At 49.3% G+C, this 16,721-nt stretch carries 15 protein-coding genes, 1 pseudogene and 1 riboswitch; of the genes and pseudogenes, 9 read left to right on the top strand and 7 right to left on the bottom strand.

The genetic code is table 11. The annotated features are described in order from the left end of the window. The 3 genes and pseudogenes from DNK57_RS09175 to DNK57_RS07355 all read left to right on the top strand — a co-directional run. Window positions 1–326: pseudogene (locus tag DNK57_RS09175) on the top strand (hypothetical protein); the annotation flags it as partial. 12 nt (window positions 327–338) lie between these two features. Beyond that, window positions 339–737, top strand: a complete 399-nt coding sequence (locus tag DNK57_RS07360; protein ID WP_192962295.1) for a hypothetical protein — start codon at window positions 339–341, stop codon at window positions 735–737. Window positions 738–781: 44 nt separating this feature from the next. Continuing rightward, window positions 782–1,138 (top strand): hypothetical protein, encoded by a 357-nt coding sequence (locus DNK57_RS07355; RefSeq protein WP_192962294.1) that lies wholly within the window; start codon window positions 782–784, stop codon window positions 1,136–1,138. Window positions 1,139–1,698: 560 nt separating this feature from the next. On the opposite strand, the gene DNK57_RS07350 is transcribed toward DNK57_RS07355, so the two are convergent. Both DNK57_RS07350 and DNK57_RS07345 read right to left on the bottom strand, forming a co-directional pair. Continuing rightward, window positions 1,699–2,463, bottom strand: a complete 765-nt coding sequence (locus DNK57_RS07350; protein ID WP_320056878.1) for an MBL fold metallo-hydrolase — start codon at window positions 2,461–2,463, stop codon at window positions 1,699–1,701. Window positions 2,464–2,525: 62 nt separating this feature from the next. After that, the gene (locus DNK57_RS07345) at window positions 2,526–3,455 is read right to left on the bottom strand and encodes a DUF2121 family protein (RefSeq protein ID WP_192962293.1); all 930 of its coding nucleotides are present in this window, start codon (window positions 3,453–3,455) and stop codon (window positions 2,526–2,528) included. 237 nt (window positions 3,456–3,692) lie between these two features. Between DNK57_RS07345 and DNK57_RS07340 the strand changes: the two genes are divergently transcribed. The 5 genes from DNK57_RS07340 to DNK57_RS07320 all read left to right on the top strand — a co-directional run bounded on the left by DNK57_RS07340 (window position 3,693) and on the right by DNK57_RS07320 (window position 9,619). Then, a complete protein-coding gene (locus tag DNK57_RS07340; RefSeq protein ID WP_192962292.1) occupies window positions 3,693–5,720 on the top strand; it encodes a thioredoxin domain-containing protein in 2,028 nt (675 codons plus the stop codon). Then, on the top strand, window positions 5,690–7,705 hold the full coding sequence (locus DNK57_RS07335; protein WP_226891163.1) for a heavy metal translocating P-type ATPase: 2,016 nt from the start codon (window positions 5,690–5,692) through the stop codon (window positions 7,703–7,705). Before DNK57_RS07340 ends, DNK57_RS07335 begins: the two co-directional genes overlap by 31 nt. Before the next feature lie 86 nt (window positions 7,706–7,791). Further along, entirely contained in the window at window positions 7,792–8,376 is a 585-nt protein-coding gene (gene rbr / locus DNK57_RS07330) for a rubrerythrin (RefSeq protein WP_192962291.1), read from the top strand. Window positions 8,377–8,385: 9 nt separating this feature from the next. Beyond that, window positions 8,386–8,760, top strand: coding sequence for a desulfoferrodoxin (locus DNK57_RS07325; RefSeq protein WP_192962290.1), 375 nt, complete (start codon window positions 8,386–8,388; stop codon window positions 8,758–8,760). Between the two features lie 370 nt (window positions 8,761–9,130). Further along, window positions 9,131–9,619, top strand: a complete 489-nt coding sequence (locus DNK57_RS07320) for a hypothetical protein (protein ID WP_192962289.1) — start codon at window positions 9,131–9,133, stop codon at window positions 9,617–9,619. Window positions 9,620–9,632: 13 nt separating this feature from the next. Here the strand turns inward: DNK57_RS07320 and DNK57_RS07315 are convergent, their stop codons facing one another. The 3 genes from DNK57_RS07315 to DNK57_RS07305 all read right to left on the bottom strand — a co-directional run bounded on the left by DNK57_RS07315 (window position 9,633) and on the right by DNK57_RS07305 (window position 13,144). Next, entirely contained in the window at window positions 9,633–10,832 is a 1,200-nt protein-coding gene (locus DNK57_RS07315) for a cation:proton antiporter (protein WP_192962288.1), read from the bottom strand. A 40-nt stretch (window positions 10,833–10,872) separates the two neighbouring features. Then, a riboswitch (Fluoride riboswitch) is annotated at window positions 10,873–10,935 on the bottom strand. Window positions 10,936–11,068: 133 nt separating this feature from the next. After that, window positions 11,069–12,220 carry an MFS transporter gene (locus DNK57_RS07310; protein WP_192962287.1) on the bottom strand — a complete coding sequence of 384 codons (1,152 nt, stop codon included), beginning with the start codon at window positions 12,218–12,220 and terminating at the stop codon, window positions 11,069–11,071. A 156-nt stretch (window positions 12,221–12,376) separates the two neighbouring features. Next, window positions 12,377–13,144 (bottom strand): prenyltransferase/squalene oxidase repeat-containing protein, encoded by a 768-nt coding sequence (locus DNK57_RS07305; protein WP_192962286.1) that lies wholly within the window; start codon window positions 13,142–13,144, stop codon window positions 12,377–12,379. 98 nt (window positions 13,145–13,242) lie between these two features. On the opposite strand from DNK57_RS07305, the gene DNK57_RS07300 reads away from it, so the two are divergent. Next, on the top strand, window positions 13,243–15,420 hold the full coding sequence (locus DNK57_RS07300) for a DHH family phosphoesterase (protein ID WP_192962285.1): 2,178 nt from the start codon (window positions 13,243–13,245) through the stop codon (window positions 15,418–15,420). Window positions 15,421–15,525: 105 nt separating this feature from the next. On the opposite strand, the gene DNK57_RS07295 is transcribed toward DNK57_RS07300, so the two are convergent. Beyond that, a complete protein-coding gene (locus DNK57_RS07295; RefSeq protein ID WP_192962284.1) occupies window positions 15,526–16,122 on the bottom strand; it encodes an endonuclease III domain-containing protein in 597 nt (198 codons plus the stop codon). A gap of 87 nt (window positions 16,123–16,209) precedes the next feature. Next, the gene (locus DNK57_RS07290; protein ID WP_192962283.1) at window positions 16,210–16,668 is read right to left on the bottom strand and encodes a GTP-binding protein; all 459 of its coding nucleotides are present in this window, start codon (window positions 16,666–16,668) and stop codon (window positions 16,210–16,212) included. Window positions 16,669–16,721 lie beyond the last annotated feature (53 nt).

Here is a 16,721-nt window from a genome sequence, read left to right as displayed (position 1 = left end):
CTAATAATCCGGCGCAGGTTAACGAATCCACGGATCAGACAAATAATCAAACAGATCAAGGCAATGAAAATACAAACTCGTCAGAATCTGCAAATAACTTGATAGATACCAGCTCAACCGGTGTGCAAGCAGACAACAGAACCTTGACTGATGAGGAAATGAAGAAAATCAAGGGTAAGTTCTTGCAGGTCATCTGGGAGGGTATCCAGGCATATATGGGAGTTTACGGGCTAATTGAGTGGTATGGTGATAACGTTAATCCTGGATTTAAGAGGGCATATATTAGATCTTACAGGTGGGTTCACAGGTATCGTCTCGACAGGTAAAGGGTGTTTTCAATGATATGGAGATCTCGTGTCCGTTCAATTGGATTAGGGGTTGTTTTCCTCTCAAGCCTTATCTTTTTATTTTCAGGGGAGCTCCCCCTCAGTGACCTCTTTTATAGAATCTGTGATCAAGGGCAGTTCCAACCTATAATTTATCTCTTCCTTAACGGAGTGATCTTTGGGGGTCTGCTGGAATGGTGTGAAGGTAAAAGGTTAATTTCTGCCATGTCTCTTGTTATAATCAACATGATGGGCATTCTTTCTTCAATATATATGGATGCCAATTTAATTAAAAGCACTTTAGAGATTTTATGGTCGGCTTTACCCTCCCTGATAGTGCTTAACTACGCACTCCTTTTATATAAACACGTCTCAGAGAGGGGGTCAGAGAACCGCAGGAATGAGAAATGAGTGATTTTTAATCAATCCCTTATATTTTTTGTTGGGGTTAAAGTATGGTGAGGAATAATTGGGGGATGTTCACAGTCTTTCTAGCAGCCTTCATCATCGTGGTGGTAATATCTGAAATCCGTGACTTAATCCATGGCTATAAGATATCCGTGCCCACTGTCCCCCTCCTACTCTTCCTTGTAAACATACTCCTCAAGGAGGTCCTGGAGGTGGAGTCCTGGTTACTGGATATTCCTGTAGGTGTGCTGATGACAGTATCTACGCTGCTGGTGGCCTGGATCAATAAAACATCCCTACTCTCAGATGAAGTACTGATATTCTCTGGAACGGGAGTACTATTTATCACAGCCGGAATCCTGGATATCATAAAGGGGGCCAGGAGTGGAGGCGGGGATTTGTGAAGTGATAAGGGTCATCACCCTGCTTGCAACTGTCACATCATATAGGGCCTGAAGTGGTTTAAGAAGATAAATTTAGGGGGAAGCCTTTTTAAAGTTCTGTCCCTAACTTTCCACTCTTCTCCATCAAGTAATAGGTTGCAGGTGATCCGTAATATATATGAGTTTTGTGTATAATCCTATTATCAACTGATTGGAGGTGTTTAGGTGAAGGATTTTTATGTCCTGTTGCTGGCTGTTCTTATCTTTATGGTGTCTGTTAGTTCCGCAGCCGCTGCAGACAACCCCACAGCGGATTCCACGGCCTGCAAAGGTAACTTTACAGAGAACACAACCCAAAGACAGCTAGATTACAGCACCGAAAAACCAACCCATAGGATTCCTAAAAAGCCCTTAACTGATTTCAAGACCATGCGAACAGCCGCTAATTTGAGTGATCCTGAATACCCTTATCCTCAAAATCCAAAAAAACCTTTGAAGTTCATTTATACCACCAATAGCTGGATAAATTCAAAGCCCGGGGCTTTGACGGGCCCATGTGTGGATGTGGATGAAGAGCGCCCTCAGGAAATATCAAGGCTGCTCCCATCCAGGTCAAGTTTCATGCCATCCCTCGCTGCCAGTGTCCTGATACCCGTTGCCTCCTGGACCCTGAATGCCTCCATCTCAGGGTCGTTGAGTATCATCTTCATTCCAAGGTGGGTCATCACTGCAATACCCGGCTCCACATCCTCCACGAGTCTTATGAAATCATCCGTACACATGTGACCCCTTATATGCTCATCCCCGGGTCTTATGACGCTTGCTATGAGGACATCCGCCCCCCTGTGGTATTCTGCAAGTCCATCGAAGTACTCTGTATCCGAGGTATAGGAAACTGAAAGGTCATCAGCCCTGAACCTGAACCCCACACCTGTCGGGTCCCCATGAACGGTACCGGTACCTGTGACCTCAAGATCCCCTATATCAACGGTCTCACCGGCTGATAGTGTTATGCATCGTGATTTTCTCATATGGTAATCTGAGATGCATGGTCCCCAGTCCCTGTAACCCTCCATTACACTTAAACTTCCCATGATGGTGCCCCTCTGGCGCGTCATGCCCCTGGTCATTGCCTCTATTAGGACCTCTGCATCGGTGTAATGATCGGTGTGTGAGTGGGAGACCATCACAGCATCCAGCTTCTTGGGGTCAGAGTCGAACTGATAGGACCTCACAAGCGCCCCCGGCCCAGGGTCGATGTGTATGTTCATGCCGGCGATTCCATCAATCCTCAGGCCGCCGGTCATCCTCTTCTGTGTTATGGTGGCGAAATCGTCCGCCACCACTCCCTAGAAACGTTAACCTCATTCAATCACCCATCCTATCTTTATCCGCCGCCAATAAAAATTTATTCCTCCCTGCGACAGATTATGACGTCACAGTCAATCTTTATATCCCTCCCCTCCACGCAGAGGTTCTCATCCCTTACAGCTATTTTCTCGCCGGGTGAGATGGTGCCGCCATCTGCTACCCTCATGAGTACCATGTCACCTGGACCTGCAACCTTCTTCCAGCGGGTGTCATAGGCCTCAACATCACCTGCAAGTTTAACCTCAACGTGGTTTCCCTCCTGCCTCATAACCCTGCCGACCTCGCCCTCTGTGAGGATCCTTGAGGCCAGTTTCATCTCCTCCCGTCGGTCTAGCATCTCCTGTTTGAGTTTGGCCCTCCATTTCTGGAGGAGGCGGACATCCCTCACAATGGTGTCACTCAGAAGTTTGTGGGCGCTCTTCTTATCCAGGGATGGGCTCTTTATGAACAGGTCATATTCGCTGCCAACAGAGGGTGTCTGTGAGGACACATGGTCCATGAGTTCCCTGAAGAGGTCAGCGACATCCTTAAGGCTTGTCTTTGTCCTCCACCTCTTTTTGAGGAACCTGTTTGTAATCTCCTTGGCTATCTTATTCCCGAAGACTATTATTGCAGTATCGCCCTTTTCCATGCTGGTTATCCTTGAACCTGTGAGTTCAATTATCTGGTAGGCCCCTGTTGTTGCGTATATCCTTCTTCTTCTTGTCTCAAAGGGTGTCTTCTGGCTTATTTCACCTACAACAACGTCTCCAAGGCTTCTGACCTTGCATGTGTCATCTGTGACCTTTATATTCACCCCAAGCTCTGACGCCCTCCTCTGGAGTTCATCATCACTCTTTATCTTACCGGCGTACAGTTCATCCTCAAGGATCTCTCTACTTGATTTATCACCAAAGTAGGCTATTCTCCGTTTGTCCCCGGCCATGACACATCCTTTGCTACTTATGTAGGTTATGATGAGACTCATTGCGGATCACCTGATCATTTATACAGATGAATTTGAAGGGAGAATTAATTAAAGGATTCGATCTTATGACAGGATGCTGGAATATTATGGAACAATTTTAATGAAAACCTGGAATGCAAGTATCTCATCTGGCACAGCAAGAGGATGGAACAGTTTACAATCAGCAGACCAGGATAGTAGAATCAACCCCTCAATTAATAAAGTGTCATCAACATATATACCATTGAGGGGGAGCCAATGAAAGATGAGTACACCAATTCTCTCATAAAGGAGAAGAGTCCCTATTTACTGCAGCATGCACACAACCCTGTGAACTGGTATCCATGGGGTGATGATGCCTTCAGAAGGGCCATTGCAGAGAGGAAGCCAATATTTTTATCGATAGGATACTCCACATGTCACTGGTGCCATGTGATGGCAAGGGAATCCTTTGAGAACCCTGAAATCGCAGATATACTAAACAGGGAATTTGTTGCTGTTAAGGTGGACCGGGAGGAGCGTCCGGATATTGATGCCATCTACATGAGGGTCTGCCAGATGATGACAGGTAGCGGTGGATGGCCCCTGACAATCATCATGACACCCGAGGGTGAACCCTTCTTTGCAGGGACATACTTCCCTCCAGATGACAGAGGAGGAGCCCCCGGTCTCAGGACAATCCTTGAGAGGATTGCGCTGCTCTGGAAGAACGACCCCGACGGGATAGCTGAGACCGCGAGGAAGGTCGTGGAGGCCCTGAAGGAAAAGTCTTCTTCATACCAGATTAAACTTGAAACCGTGGATATGGCCTACGAGTACCTCAGAAGGAATTTTGACAGGAAAAATGGAGGTTTCGGGTCCCAGCAGAAATTTCCCACCTCCCACAACATCCACTTCCTGCTCACCTACCACCTCAGGAGGGGTGACGGGGAGGCCCTTGAAATGGTCAGACTCACCCTTGAGAGGATGAGGTACGGTGGAATATATGACCAGCTGGGTTACGGTTTCCACAGATACGCTGTTGAGCCAACATGGACGATACCCCACTTTGAGAAGATGCTCTATGACCAGGCACTCACAATGACAGCCTACCTTGAGGCCTTCCAGGTGACGGGTGAGGAGCTCCACCGGAGGACCGCCCTTGAGATTTCAGAGTATGTCCGCAGGGACCTCCAGTCCCCTGAGGGCGCATTCTACTCGGCCGTGGATGCTGAGAGTGGTGGCGTTGAGGGCGGTTACTACCTCTGGAGGGCATCAGAGATACGGGAGGCCCTCGGTGATGATGCAGACATCGTGATGCGCTACTTCAACGTCCTTGAGGATGGTAATTTCAGGGGCGAAGTTAGGGGTGAGAACATACTCCATGTGGACTCCCCTGAGGGGGTGGCAGAGGAGTTCAACCTGACCCTGGAGGAACTCAGTGAGAGAATAGAGGAAGCAAGGAGGGTGCTGCTTACCAGGAGGCTTGAGCGCCAGGCCCCTGCAGTGGATGACAAGATACTGACAGACTGGAATGGTCTGATGATCGGCGCCCTCGCACGCTGCAGCAAGGTCCTTGATCACGATGAATCCCTCAGGGCAGCTGAAGGGTGCCTTGAATTCATTGAAGATAGGCTAATGTCCGATGGGGTGCTGCTCCACAGGTACCGCGATGGTGAGGCAGCCATAAACGGGAAACTTGATGACTACGCATTCCTGATATGGGGCCTCCTTGAAATGTATGACGCAACCCTCAGGGAGGGCTACATCAGAAAAGCCCTTGAACTCACAGAGACCCTCAGGGATAACTTCAGGGATTCTGATGGTGGCTTTTATCTGACGGATGATCCGGACGTTATTGTGAGGCCAAAGGAATCAGTTGATGGTGCGATTCCATCAGGTAACTCTGTTCACATGCAGAACCTTCTGAGGCTCGGTGGCATCCTTGAGGATGATGAACTTATAGCTGAGGCCCGGGGGATACTGGGCGCCTTCGCCAGGAGGGCTGAATCCTCTCCAGGGGCCCACACCTTCCTCCTGTCATCTGCAGAGTGGGCCATCCATGGTGGAAGGTCCCTTGTGGTTGTCTGCACTGGAGAACCAGAAATACCTGCAGTTCTCAGGAAAACCCTGATACCGGATTTCACCCTCACAGTAATGGGGAAAGACTGGTCCTTTGCTCCGCCACACCTCAATGAGAAGGTGGCGCTGGGTGATGGCTGCACCTACTACCTCTGTGATAGAAAAACGTGTCACCCACCAACGGAGGACCCTGAATGGATCATGGAGTACCTGGGGGTGAAATGATGGACAGGCACAGGAATCACGGAAAGGAGAGTTCAGATATGATGGATATGCACAGGCACCACGAGGAGGACTACAGGAGGAGGTTCATGGTATGCCTTCTACTGACGGTTCCCGTCATCCTTCTGGGTGAACTTCCAACAGGCAAGGTCCTGTTCAGTTTCAAGGGCAGCGAATACTTGGTGCTCATCCTATCATCAGTGATATTCCTTTATGGTGGATACCCCTTCCTGAGGGGGTCCCTGGGGGAGCTATCATCACGCAGCCCCGGTATGATGACACTCATTGCAGTTGCAATCACGGTGGCATACACCTACAGCCTTGGGGTGATTCTGGGCCTCGAGGGGATGGTATTCTTTGTTGAACTCGTCACACTGATAGATGTTATGCTCCTGGGTCACTGGATAGAGATGAGGTCCGTGGGGAGTGCAGCGGGGGCTATTGAAAGGCTTGCAGGGCTACTCCCAGGGAGGGCCCACCTTGTGGTTGATGGCAGGGTTGAGGATGTTGAGGTTAGCACCCTCAAACCAGGCGACCTCGTGGTTGTGAGGGCCGGTGAGAGGATACCCTCAGATGGAACCGTCATCAGGGGGGAGTCCCATGTCAATGAATCGCTCCTGACAGGCGAATCAAGGCCCGTGAAGAAGGTGCCCGGGGATGCAGTCATCGGGGGTTCCATCAACATTGGAGGATCCCTGACAGTGGAGGTTGAACGTGTGGGTGAGGAGTCCTTCATCTCCCAGATCATTGAACTTGTGGGCAGGGCCCAGGAGGGGAGAACAAGGACCCAGGTGCTTGCAGACAGGGCCGCCTTCTGGTTAACATCCATCGCCCTCCTGGGTGGGCTTCTAACGTTCATGGCCTGGTATTTACTGGGGATGGGTGTCTTCTTCTCCCTTGAAAGGGCCGTCACCCTCATGGTCACCGCATGCCCCCATGCACTGGGACTTGCAATACCCCTCGTCATAGCAGTCTCAACAGCCATCTCCGCAGGTAGGGGTATACTCATAAGGAACCGTGAAGCCTTCGAGAATGCCAGAAAACCTGATGTGGTTGTATTTGACAAGACAGGCACCCTCACCATGGGTGAACCTGGAATAACCGATGTTATATCCTTTGACCCTGAAATGGATGAGGGTGAAATATTGTCCTATGCCGCGGCCGTTGAATCAGGATCCAGCCACCCAATAGCAAGGGGGATAGTTGAAACCGTGGATGAGGTCCTCCCGGTGGAAAACTTCAACTCAATAGAGGGTAGGGGTGTGATGGGACGTGTTAACGGCTCAATGGTTAAGGTGCTCAGTTACGGCTACACAGAGGAGCTTGGTTTCAGAATCAGTGACCCCCGCGTTGATGAGCTGATGGAGCAGGCCAAGACCACCGTATTTGTGATTGTGGATGATGAACTCAGGGGCTGCATCGCCCTGGGAGACATGATAAGGCCGGAGGCCAGGGAGGCTGTAAGGATACTCAGATCAAGGGGTGTCAGGTGCCTCATGTTAACAGGTGACAGCAGTGCAGTGGCTGGGTGGGTTGCCTCAGAGGTTGGTATAGACGATTACATGGCTGAGCTCATGCCCATTGAGAAGTATGATGAAATAAGGAAGCTTCAGGAGGAGGGGCTGAGGGTTGTGATGGTGGGTGATGGTGTAAATGATGCCCCGGCCCTTGCACAGGCAGATATTGGTGTGGCAATAGGGGCCGGCACGGATGTTGCAATGGATAGCGCCGATGTCGTCCTTGTGAGGAGCAACCCCCTCGACGTTGTGGATCTCATGGACCTTGCAGCAGCCACCTACAGCAAGATGAAGGAGAACCTCATCTGGGCAACAGGATACAATGTCATAGCCCTCCCACTGGCAGCAGGAGTCCTCTACGGGCAGGGCATCATCCTAAGTCCTGCGGTGGGGGCAATTCTCATGTCACTGAGCACCGTCATAGTCGCCCTGAACGCAAGGACCTTCAGCTTCAGGGGGCACAGTGGATAGCAGCTTTGCTTCAACCAGCAGATGAAATGAAATTATTAATATCATTATGTTCATAAATATTGATGTAAAAAGTGATGGGTGAAAAAATGAAAAGAACCCTTGAAAACCTTACAAAGGCCTTTATCGGTGAGAGCCAGGCAAGAAACAGGTACACCTTCTATGCCAAAATCGCCAAGAAGGAAGGATTCGAGCAGATATCCGAGATATTCCTGACCACAGCAGATAATGAGAGGGAGCATGCCAAGTGGCTCTTCCGCCTGATAAATGACCTCAGGAAGGAGGCCGGTGAGGATCTCAGCTCAATTTTGGTGGATGCAGAGGCCCCCCTGACACTTGGAACCACAGATGAGAACCTCATAGCCGCCATTGAAGGTGAGCACTATGAGAACAGCGAGATGTACCCTGAATTTGCTGATGTGGCAGAGGAGGAGGGATACCCTGAAATTGCAAAGAGGCTCAGGGCAATAGGAGAGGCTGAGAAGCACCACGAGGAACGCTACAGAAGGCTCCTCAAGCTGGTTGAGACAGGTAAGGTTTACAGGAAGGATGAACCCGTGGCCTGGGTCTGCAGAAAATGCGGCTACGTCCATGAGGGAACAGAACCACCCGAGAAGTGTCCATCATGTGACCACCCCAGCAGGTACTTCCAGGTGAAATGTGAGGAATACTGAGGGTCTCCCATGACAGAAACAAACCAGGTATTCAGGTGCAACGTCTGCGGTAACATCGTTGAAGTCCTTAACCCTGGAGCTGGACAGCTTGTATGCTGTAATCAGCCTATGGAACTACTGGTTGCAAGAAGAACCGATGTTGGACCAGAGAAGCACGTCCCGGTGGTGGAAGAAACCGGTGCTGGCATCAGGGTCAGGGTGGGTGAGGTTCCACACCCAATGGAGGAGAACCACTACATCCAGTGGATAGAGGTCATGGCAGGAGACAGGGTCTACAGAAAGGACCTTAAACCGGGAGATAAGCCGGAGGCAGAATTCCCCCTTGAGATGGCTTCAGAACTCATGGTGAGGATATACTGCAACATACATGGCCTCTGGTACTGAGACCCTCAAATTACCTTTTTTCAGTGGTATTGAGACCGAATACACACCGCATCCTCAAATCAAAAGGCTATAAAGATCAGACACGCCACCACTTGCTTGATGACATGGATTGCCTTGAACTCAGGGTTTTATGGAGTTCAGGACAGCCAGCAATTATGATCCTGAACTTTAAGAAACAGCAATCCTGAATGACCTGAGATTAGGTGGTCAGCATGAGCCACCATACAATGGGTCGGGTGCTGGGGCATTCACAGGGGAACCTGATCGAGTCCTTAGCCAGCTGAGCACCTTCAGTCAACAAATAAATCAATGCAGTGTATCCGCCCTTAACCCCAAAACTTTTATTTTCCAGATTATAAAGAGATCCAACATGAAGCGTATCCAGTTTATCACCCTTTTAATTCTCGTTGTGGCTGTGAGTGGCTGCATAAACTCTGGAAACAGCAGCATAAATACGCTGGTGCCCGAGATAAACGATCATATAAAGAAGGGCGACTCCTATTTCAATGAATCCGCCATTGCAGCCAACAGCTTCAAACTCGATGAGGCACTATCAAAGTGTGAACTCGCAGCTTCAGAGTACAGATCCGCCAGGGACCTTGCATCCGAGGCCCTGGGCTATGCCAGGAATGGTGGAGATCCGGTAATTGTTAATTACCTTGAAATCCTCGTATCTGAACTTGAAGCCAAGATAAACGCCACCAGTGAACTTAAAAATGCCATCCAGATGTTCAGCCTCAATCAGACAGAGAACGGTAACTCCAACATTGAAATGGCAAACAGCTACATGAGAACAGCAAAAGAACTTGAAAGTGAAAGGATGGAGATTGTTAAAAAAAATCCTGAAAAATTTGTCTGATCAACAATCAGTTTTAATCCGCCCTTTCAACCTCCAGGAACCTCTCACCCGTCCATTTCACAGCCAGGGATCCGAGGGGTGCTGTGAAGAGGATAGCAAGCACAGCCATTGCAAGTATTGTTTCACCAGCAGCCACTCCGGCGGCAAGGGGTATTGCACCTATGGCCGCCTGTACCGTCGCCTTTGGTATGTATGCCGCGATGCAGAACACCTTCTCCTTCAGGTTAAGATCCGTTCCTCTAAGGGAGACCAGCACACCGAGACTCCTCACCATCAGTCCAATGGTGATCACCGCAAGCCCCAGCAGGCCAACATGGAATATGAGCCTCACATCCACCTGTGCACCGACAAGGACGAAGAGGAGTATCTTCGCGAATATCCAGACCTTGTTGAACTTCTCAGATAATTTGAGACCAGTCTCAGGCATCCTCTCGAGGATGACAAGTCCCACCACCATGACGCCCACAAGGGCGGCGACTGGAATATGGGTGCTGAGAACGTCACCAATGTTCTTGAGCAGAATGGCCGCACCCAGAATTATGAGCGTCTTCTCTGTGTTCCTTATCTCAAACCTCCTGAAGAGGTATACCAGACCAAGACCAAGAGCAAGGCCTGCGATTATCCCGGTCAGTATCGATAGTGGAACTCCAATGGCCTCAACAAGCAGGTTAACTTGCTGTCCCTGGTATATGCCCAGGAATACAGAGAACAGCGTTATTGAGACCACATCATCAACTGATGCCCCCGTCAGTATGATCGTGGGTATGCCCTTGGCTGTTCCCATCCTCCTCTCGATGAATGATAGCATCTGGGGGACTATGACTGCCGGTGAGACTGCGGCTATAACAAAGCCCAGTATACCCGCCTCAATGATGGGAAGTCCGAGTATGTAGTGTGAGGCCACCATCACTGCAAGGCCCTCAACGACGTCGGGTATGAAGCTCATCTTGACTGCAGTCATTCCCACCTTCCTGAGGCTCTCAAGGTTTATACCAAACCCTGCCCTCAACAGGATTATTATGAGGGCTATAACCCTGAGGTCAGGGGATATATCCATTATGCTCTTTGAGATCAGGTTCAATCCATGGGGCCCTATAAGGATACCCAGTATCAGCATCCCAAGGATTCCCGGGAGCCTTGCCCTTGTGAAGACCTTGTTGAATAGCAGACCAAGTAGTATGATAACAGCTACGCTGAATGCAACATACTCCAAGTTAATACCTCCATTAGGAAGACAGCTCCTCCTACATTTTTTTTATGCAGGAGTCATCAGCCAGAAAAAGCGGTTAAAGGTGGACTCCATCACCTAATGGATACACTTTATCTGTTAACATTTATCCATATATACTTTAGGATGATAATGCTGAATCTGATGGTATGTTCTTTTCGGTCGAATATAAATTGTGGAAAATCCGCAGGTCTAAGGAAATTCCATGTTGCGGGGGGCTTTTAACTAACAGACCTGAATCTTTCAAGGCTCAGAAGAATGATCAGAGCCGCGGACTGTGTGATGATTGAGAATGCCACAAGTCCATGTACAGACACTCCATAGAGGTAACCCATGATGAGGCTACCTGAAAACCAGGCCACACCGAAGATTGTATTAAATGTGCCGTAGGCAGAACCCCTCCTCTCTGGGGATGAGAAGACAGAAACAGCAGCCCTCATAACAGACTCCTGGGCCCCCATACCCACACCCCAGAGGACAGCACCCACAAATGCAGCCCATGAACCTCCAAGGAATGACAGTGGTGCATAGAACATTGAAATGAGAACTGCAAGGGCCATGACCCTGAAACCGTACCTGTCAAAGTATCTGCCAAATAAGGGGGCTGAAAGGGCGTCGGTGAGCATGGCGAGTGAATATATAAGGGGGATCTTTGAGGGCTCCAGCACACTACTGACTCCAAGATGATATCCGATCAGGGGGAAATCAGCATAGCCGAGGGCAACGAAGCATACCGAGGCAAGGTAAAGCCAGTAAGCCCCCCTGAGATGTCTGTAATCAATCTCACCTGATGCCTCAAGTTCAGATGGCCTCGGGAACAGGATGTAACCCATTGTGAGAACTGCAATGGCAACAGTGGCGGGTGCCAGGAGGACCAGAAATCCCTCCCTGTAGCTTCCACCTGATGCCAGGACCATGAATAGTATCAGGGGACCAGCAACTGCCCCTATCTGATCAAGGGCTTCATGCAGTCCAAATCCAGCACCATGACCCATATCAGATGATGCATAGGATAGCATGGCATCCCTTGGGGGTGTCCTGAGGCCCTTACCGAGCCTCTCAAGTATGATCAGCAAAACCGCGACCTGCCAGTTACCTGCAAATGCAAGGAGGGGGACTGCAAGCAGGTTTATCAGGTATCCTGCAAAGGTTATGAGCCAGTACCTCCCGGTTCTATCAGAGATGTATCCTGAGAGAAACCTTACAAGATAGCCTGATAGCTCCCCGAAGCCGGCTGCAAATCCGACCATGAAGGCACTGGCACCAAGGAAAGCCAGGAAGGGCCCCGTTATCCCCCTGCCACCCTCATAGGTCATGTCAGCGAAGAGACTCACGATTCCAAGAATTACAATGAATGCCGTTGATTTTCTCATAATAAGAGACTCACGATTCCAAGAATTACAATGAATGCCGTTGATTTTCTCATAATTATACTCCTTAGAATGATTTCTCAGTATTGGTATCTTCAGGATCAATTCGTTTTTGTAGAGCTTAAAGAGAATGATTTCATCATATGCTATTGTGGTTCATCATCCATGAATACGTGTCAGCATGTAGATTGCCCTGTATGTGTATTCCGGTTCAGAGATTCCCATGTAAACTGACCTCCTGAAGCCGCCATCAGGGTTCCTTATTTTCATTACAAAGTCTGTTACATCCTCCGCTCTCCCTCTCAAGATCTCATTGATTCGGAAGCCAGAGTGGACGGTTTCAATGTAGGGCGGATATGATATGGGTGTGAAGTTCCATGCACCATCCGAGAAACAGGAATCCGTGAACCCGAGGACCCTGTCAACCTCAATCTTCACTCCATGGGAACTGAGTATTTCAACCGCAAATCGGGTGTTGATAATATCTGAACCATAGACCCCGAATCCCCCATCCTCATTCTGAACTGAGAGCACCCATTCAGGTATTTCATCAAGGTACTCACCATGCATCCTCAGGATGGAGTCCATGTAGTAGGTTATCTCAATGTTTGATTTCCTGTAGGATCTCCTAAGCATCTCAGTGAATTTCTCAGGTATTTCAAAGTCCATGCCATAATCTCTGAGGATACTGCACCTGTAGAAGAGCCCCTGGGTAGCGAAGGTCCCTCCCCTGTGGAGGTCCTCGAGCCAGTCAAGGGTCTCCTCAAGGCCGGGGGGTTCGTAGTCAAGGACCTCAAAGGATCTGATGGCATAGAAGGTGTTCTTTGAATCAGGGAGGCCCTCGTAGAGCGTGTAACCTCCACCGGGATGTCTCCTTTTATTGAAAAAATTTATGACTGAATTTTTCAGTTCCAGTGGATCAAACATACACAACCTCCGGTGACACACAAATATATATGGATCACGGTTTAATATAATAAATCTAACATTTATCATCTAAATAAATCGTTTCTATGAGGAATACCATGATTCAGTCATGTAGTGAATGTAAGGGTAAGGGTTACCGTGTTAAGAGTTACAAGATATGCAGCGCATGCCATGGAACAGGTTTCAGATCAACAGAGGATATAAAGGATCATTTCAAGGGTGTTTCAAACAGTGCAAGGCAGAGGTTCGACCTGGAGGACTCCCATGAGGTCCCCTGTGATGTCTGCAGGGGTAAGGGTGAGGTGGAGGTGAGGGAGACCTGCCCCACCTGCAAAGGTAAGGGTGAGGTGAACATCTGCCCATCATGTGGAAGGATGATAAAGGGTAGGGATGAGTACTGCCCGGACTGTCAGAAGAAGGAGAAGGTCTACATCCTCCACCCTGCATGCACAATGGACGACCTCGAGGTTGGAAGCATATACCGTGGAAGGATAACCAGAGTGGAAAAATATGGGGTCTTTGTGAGCCTCAACAGTCACGTCTGGGGACTCATGAGGGGAGTGTTCCCAGACTACAAGGTGGGGGATGAAATATTCGTCAGGGTATCCCAGGTGAAACCCTACAAGGGCGAGGTTGACATGATCCCCGCCAGTATAAAGGGCCCCTACGAGGTTATCAAGTTAAAGAAGGACCTGCCAAGGACCAGGATATCAGATATAGATACAAAGAGCCTTGGTAAAACCGTGCGGATAGTGGGAGAGGTTATACAGATACAGCAGACATCCGGTCCCACCATATTCACAGTATCCGATGAAACAGGGACCACATGGGCCGCCGCCTTCGACGAGCCAGGTATAAGGGTCTACCCCCACATACAGATCGGCCACATAGTTGAGGTTATAGGGGAGGTTAACCAGCACACAGGAAAGATTCAGATAGAATCCGAGTCAATCGAACGCCTGATAGGTAAGGAAGCCGCTGAGGCCAGGCGACTCATAGATGAGGCCATAGACAGAAGGGCTGAACCAGAAAGGAAGGACCTGCTAATTGAAAGTGAAACCCTTGAAAAATTAAGGCCAAAGCTTGTTGAGGCGGCCAAGGCAATAAGGAGGGCTGTCTATGATGGAAGATCAATCCTTGTGAGGCACCATGCAGACGCTGATGGTATCTGTGCCGGTGTCGCCATTGAGAAGGCCGTTTTACCCCTCCTCCGTGACCTCAACCCCAGCACAGATGCTGAGTGGCACTACTTCAAGAGGGCCCCCAGCAAGGCACCGTTCTATGAACTTGAGGATGTCGTGAAGGACCTCTCATATGCCCTTGAGGACCTTGAGAGGCACGGGCAGAAACTTCCCCTCCTTGTACTCCTGGATAACGGGTCAACAGAGGAGGACATCCTCGCCCTCATGAAGGCCAAGATATATGACATTGAAATCGTGGTTGTGGACCACCACTACCCTGGCGAGGTCCAGGATGGACGTGTTGAGGTTGATGAATACGTTGACACCCACGTGAACCCATACCTGGTCGGTGGCGACTCCCAGATAACTGCAGGGGCGCTATCAGTGGAGATAGCCAAGATGATAAACCCTGAAATTGCAGAGAGGATTATGCATCTCCCAGGTATAGCTGCGGTTGGTGACCATGCAAATTCCCCTGAAGCCGAGGCCTACATTGAGCTTGCAGCCGAGCGCGGCTATGAGAGGGAGGACCTTGAGAGGATCGCCGCATGTATAGACTTTGAGGCCTTCTATCTGAGGTTCATGAATGGCAGGGGAATCATTGACACCATACTCGGGCTTGGAAGTCTTGATAAACACAAGAAACTTGTTGATGCACTCTACAGGGAATACGAGAGGAAGGTTGACACCCAGCTCCGGGCAGCCATACCCAACCTCAAATCCACAAGGCTGCCCAACGGGATACTCTTCAATGTCCTGGATGTTGAGAAGTACTCACACCGCTTCACATTCCCTGCCCCCGGCAAGACCTGTGGATTCGTCCATGATTACATGGTCCAGAAGCATGGCGAGGAGACACCTATAATCACCCTGGCCTACGGGCCTGACTTCGGTGTTATAAGGGCCACTGATGCTGTCAATGAGAAATTTGGATTCAACCTCAACGAGATAGTCTGGGAACTCGCAGAGGAGATCCCTGAGGCAGTGATAGATGGTGGTGGCCATGAATGTGCCGGTTCACTCAAGTATATCGAGGGACTTTCAAAGAAGGTGCTATCAGCCTTTGCAGAGAAGGTCGCTGCACTTAAAGAGTGATCCGATCAACCTATAGATGTTCCCGGCTTTTTAGAAGGTCTGATATGAGCTCTTTCCGATGTTACTAGAAAGGCAAAAAACGGACGTGGTTTATAGATCACTTCCTTAAACCTTCTCCTTGTCTTCTTCAATGTTAATCCTGAGGTAATAGTCGCAGTGATCTGCTATGGGGCACTCCTCATGGCGTGGGCCCAGGGGCCTGCATATGTCCTGGCCGAACTGTACCATGAGGTCATTGAGCTCTATCCAGTACTCCTCTGGAATCACCTCCATCAGTGCCCTCTCGGTCTCCTCGGGGGTCCTGGTATCCACAAGCCCTATTCTGTTGGATATCCGATGGACATGGGTATCCACCGGTATGGCTGGCCTGCCAAAGGCATAGACCAGTACACAGTTGGCTGTTTTCCTTCCCACACCCGGGAGTTTAAGAAGTTCATCGATGTCATCAGGAACCTTCCCATCATATTCCTCAAGGATTATCCTGGAAACCTCCCTTATCCTCCGGGCCTTCACATGATAGAAGCCTGCCTTCCTGATGAGGGCTTCTAGTTCCTCGAGGGGCGCATAGGCCACATCCTCAATGGAAGGGTACCTCTCAAATAGAGTGGCTGTGGCCTCATCTGTGTTCTCATCCCTCGTCCTCTGTGACAGGATGGTCCTTATAAGTACACGGTAGGGGTCCCGGTCCTCAAAGACACGCATGGAGTATACCCTCCTCAGACCCCCAATTATGGCATCAATATCCTTGATGAGATCACCAGAAAAGCTTATTATCCTAAAAAAATGAAATCAGTTGAGCTTTTCAAGTAGAACTTCAAGGCCCTCCATGAGCCCACTGCCCTCTGTTGCAACTGTAGGAAATACCTCCACGTCGAAGTCTATCTCCAGTTCAGAATCATCAAGGTCCTGTTTATTTGAGAATACAACATAGGGTATGTTTTTCTCATCAAGTTCAGCCATTATCTCCTTCTCCGCCAGGGTGACGCCCCTTGAGTTATCAACAACTATTATTGCAGCGTCAAGGCCGTTTGATATTATCTCAAGCATGAACTTGAACCTCTCATGGCCCGGTGTTGCAAAGAGGTGTATCTTCTCACCATTAACAATGCAGTTACCATAATCAAGTGCAAGTGTTGTGCCCTTGTATTCCACCTTGGTTATCTTATCACAGAGCTGTTCAAGGGTTGTTGTTTTACCGGTATCATAATCCCCAAAGATTACAACCTTTGTCTCCTTGGCTTTCTTCATATAATCAACTCACAGTCATTCAGTTAGTCTAACATTTGAATATGGGTTAACCA

The organism is Methanothermobacter thermautotrophicus, from assembly GCF_014889545.1.
Taxonomy (GTDB): Archaea; Methanobacteriota; Methanobacteria; order Methanobacteriales; family Methanothermobacteraceae; genus Methanothermobacter; species Methanothermobacter thermautotrophicus_A.
Note: the sequence above shows the minus strand (reverse complement) of the source record. Positions and strands in the feature narration are given on the sequence as shown.

Excerpts from the sequence above, each read along its gene's own strand:
- DNK57_RS07360 (WP_192962295.1), top strand. The coding sequence starts at position 339 with ATGATATGGAGATCTCGTGTCCGTTCAATTGGATTAGGGGTTGTTTTC.
- DNK57_RS07320 (WP_192962289.1), top strand. The coding sequence starts at position 9,131 with ATGAAGCGTATCCAGTTTATCACCCTTTTAATTCTCGTTGTGGCTGTG.
- DNK57_RS07305 (WP_192962286.1), bottom strand. The coding sequence starts at position 13,144 with ATGTTTGATCCACTGGAACTGAAAAATTCAGTCATAAATTTTTTCAAT.
- DNK57_RS07300 (WP_192962285.1), top strand. The coding sequence starts at position 13,243 with ATGATTCAGTCATGTAGTGAATGTAAGGGTAAGGGTTACCGTGTTAAG.
- DNK57_RS07345 (WP_192962293.1), bottom strand. The coding sequence starts at position 3,455 with ATGAGTCTCATCATAACCTACATAAGTAGCAAAGGATGTGTCATGGCC.
- DNK57_RS07310 (WP_192962287.1), bottom strand. The coding sequence starts at position 12,220 with ATGAGAAAATCAACGGCATTCATTGTAATTCTTGGAATCGTGAGTCTC.
- DNK57_RS07355 (WP_192962294.1), top strand. The coding sequence starts at position 782 with ATGGTGAGGAATAATTGGGGGATGTTCACAGTCTTTCTAGCAGCCTTC.
- rbr (WP_192962291.1), top strand. The coding sequence starts at position 7,792 with ATGAAAAGAACCCTTGAAAACCTTACAAAGGCCTTTATCGGTGAGAGC.
- DNK57_RS07335 (WP_226891163.1), top strand. The coding sequence starts at position 5,690 with ATGGATCATGGAGTACCTGGGGGTGAAATGATGGACAGGCACAGGAAT.
- DNK57_RS07295 (WP_192962284.1), bottom strand. The coding sequence starts at position 16,122 with ATGCGTGTCTTTGAGGACCGGGACCCCTACCGTGTACTTATAAGGACC.
- DNK57_RS07290 (WP_192962283.1), bottom strand. The coding sequence starts at position 16,668 with ATGAAGAAAGCCAAGGAGACAAAGGTTGTAATCTTTGGGGATTATGAT.
- DNK57_RS07340 (WP_192962292.1), top strand. The coding sequence starts at position 3,693 with ATGAAAGATGAGTACACCAATTCTCTCATAAAGGAGAAGAGTCCCTAT.
- DNK57_RS07325 (WP_192962290.1), top strand. The coding sequence starts at position 8,386 with ATGACAGAAACAAACCAGGTATTCAGGTGCAACGTCTGCGGTAACATC.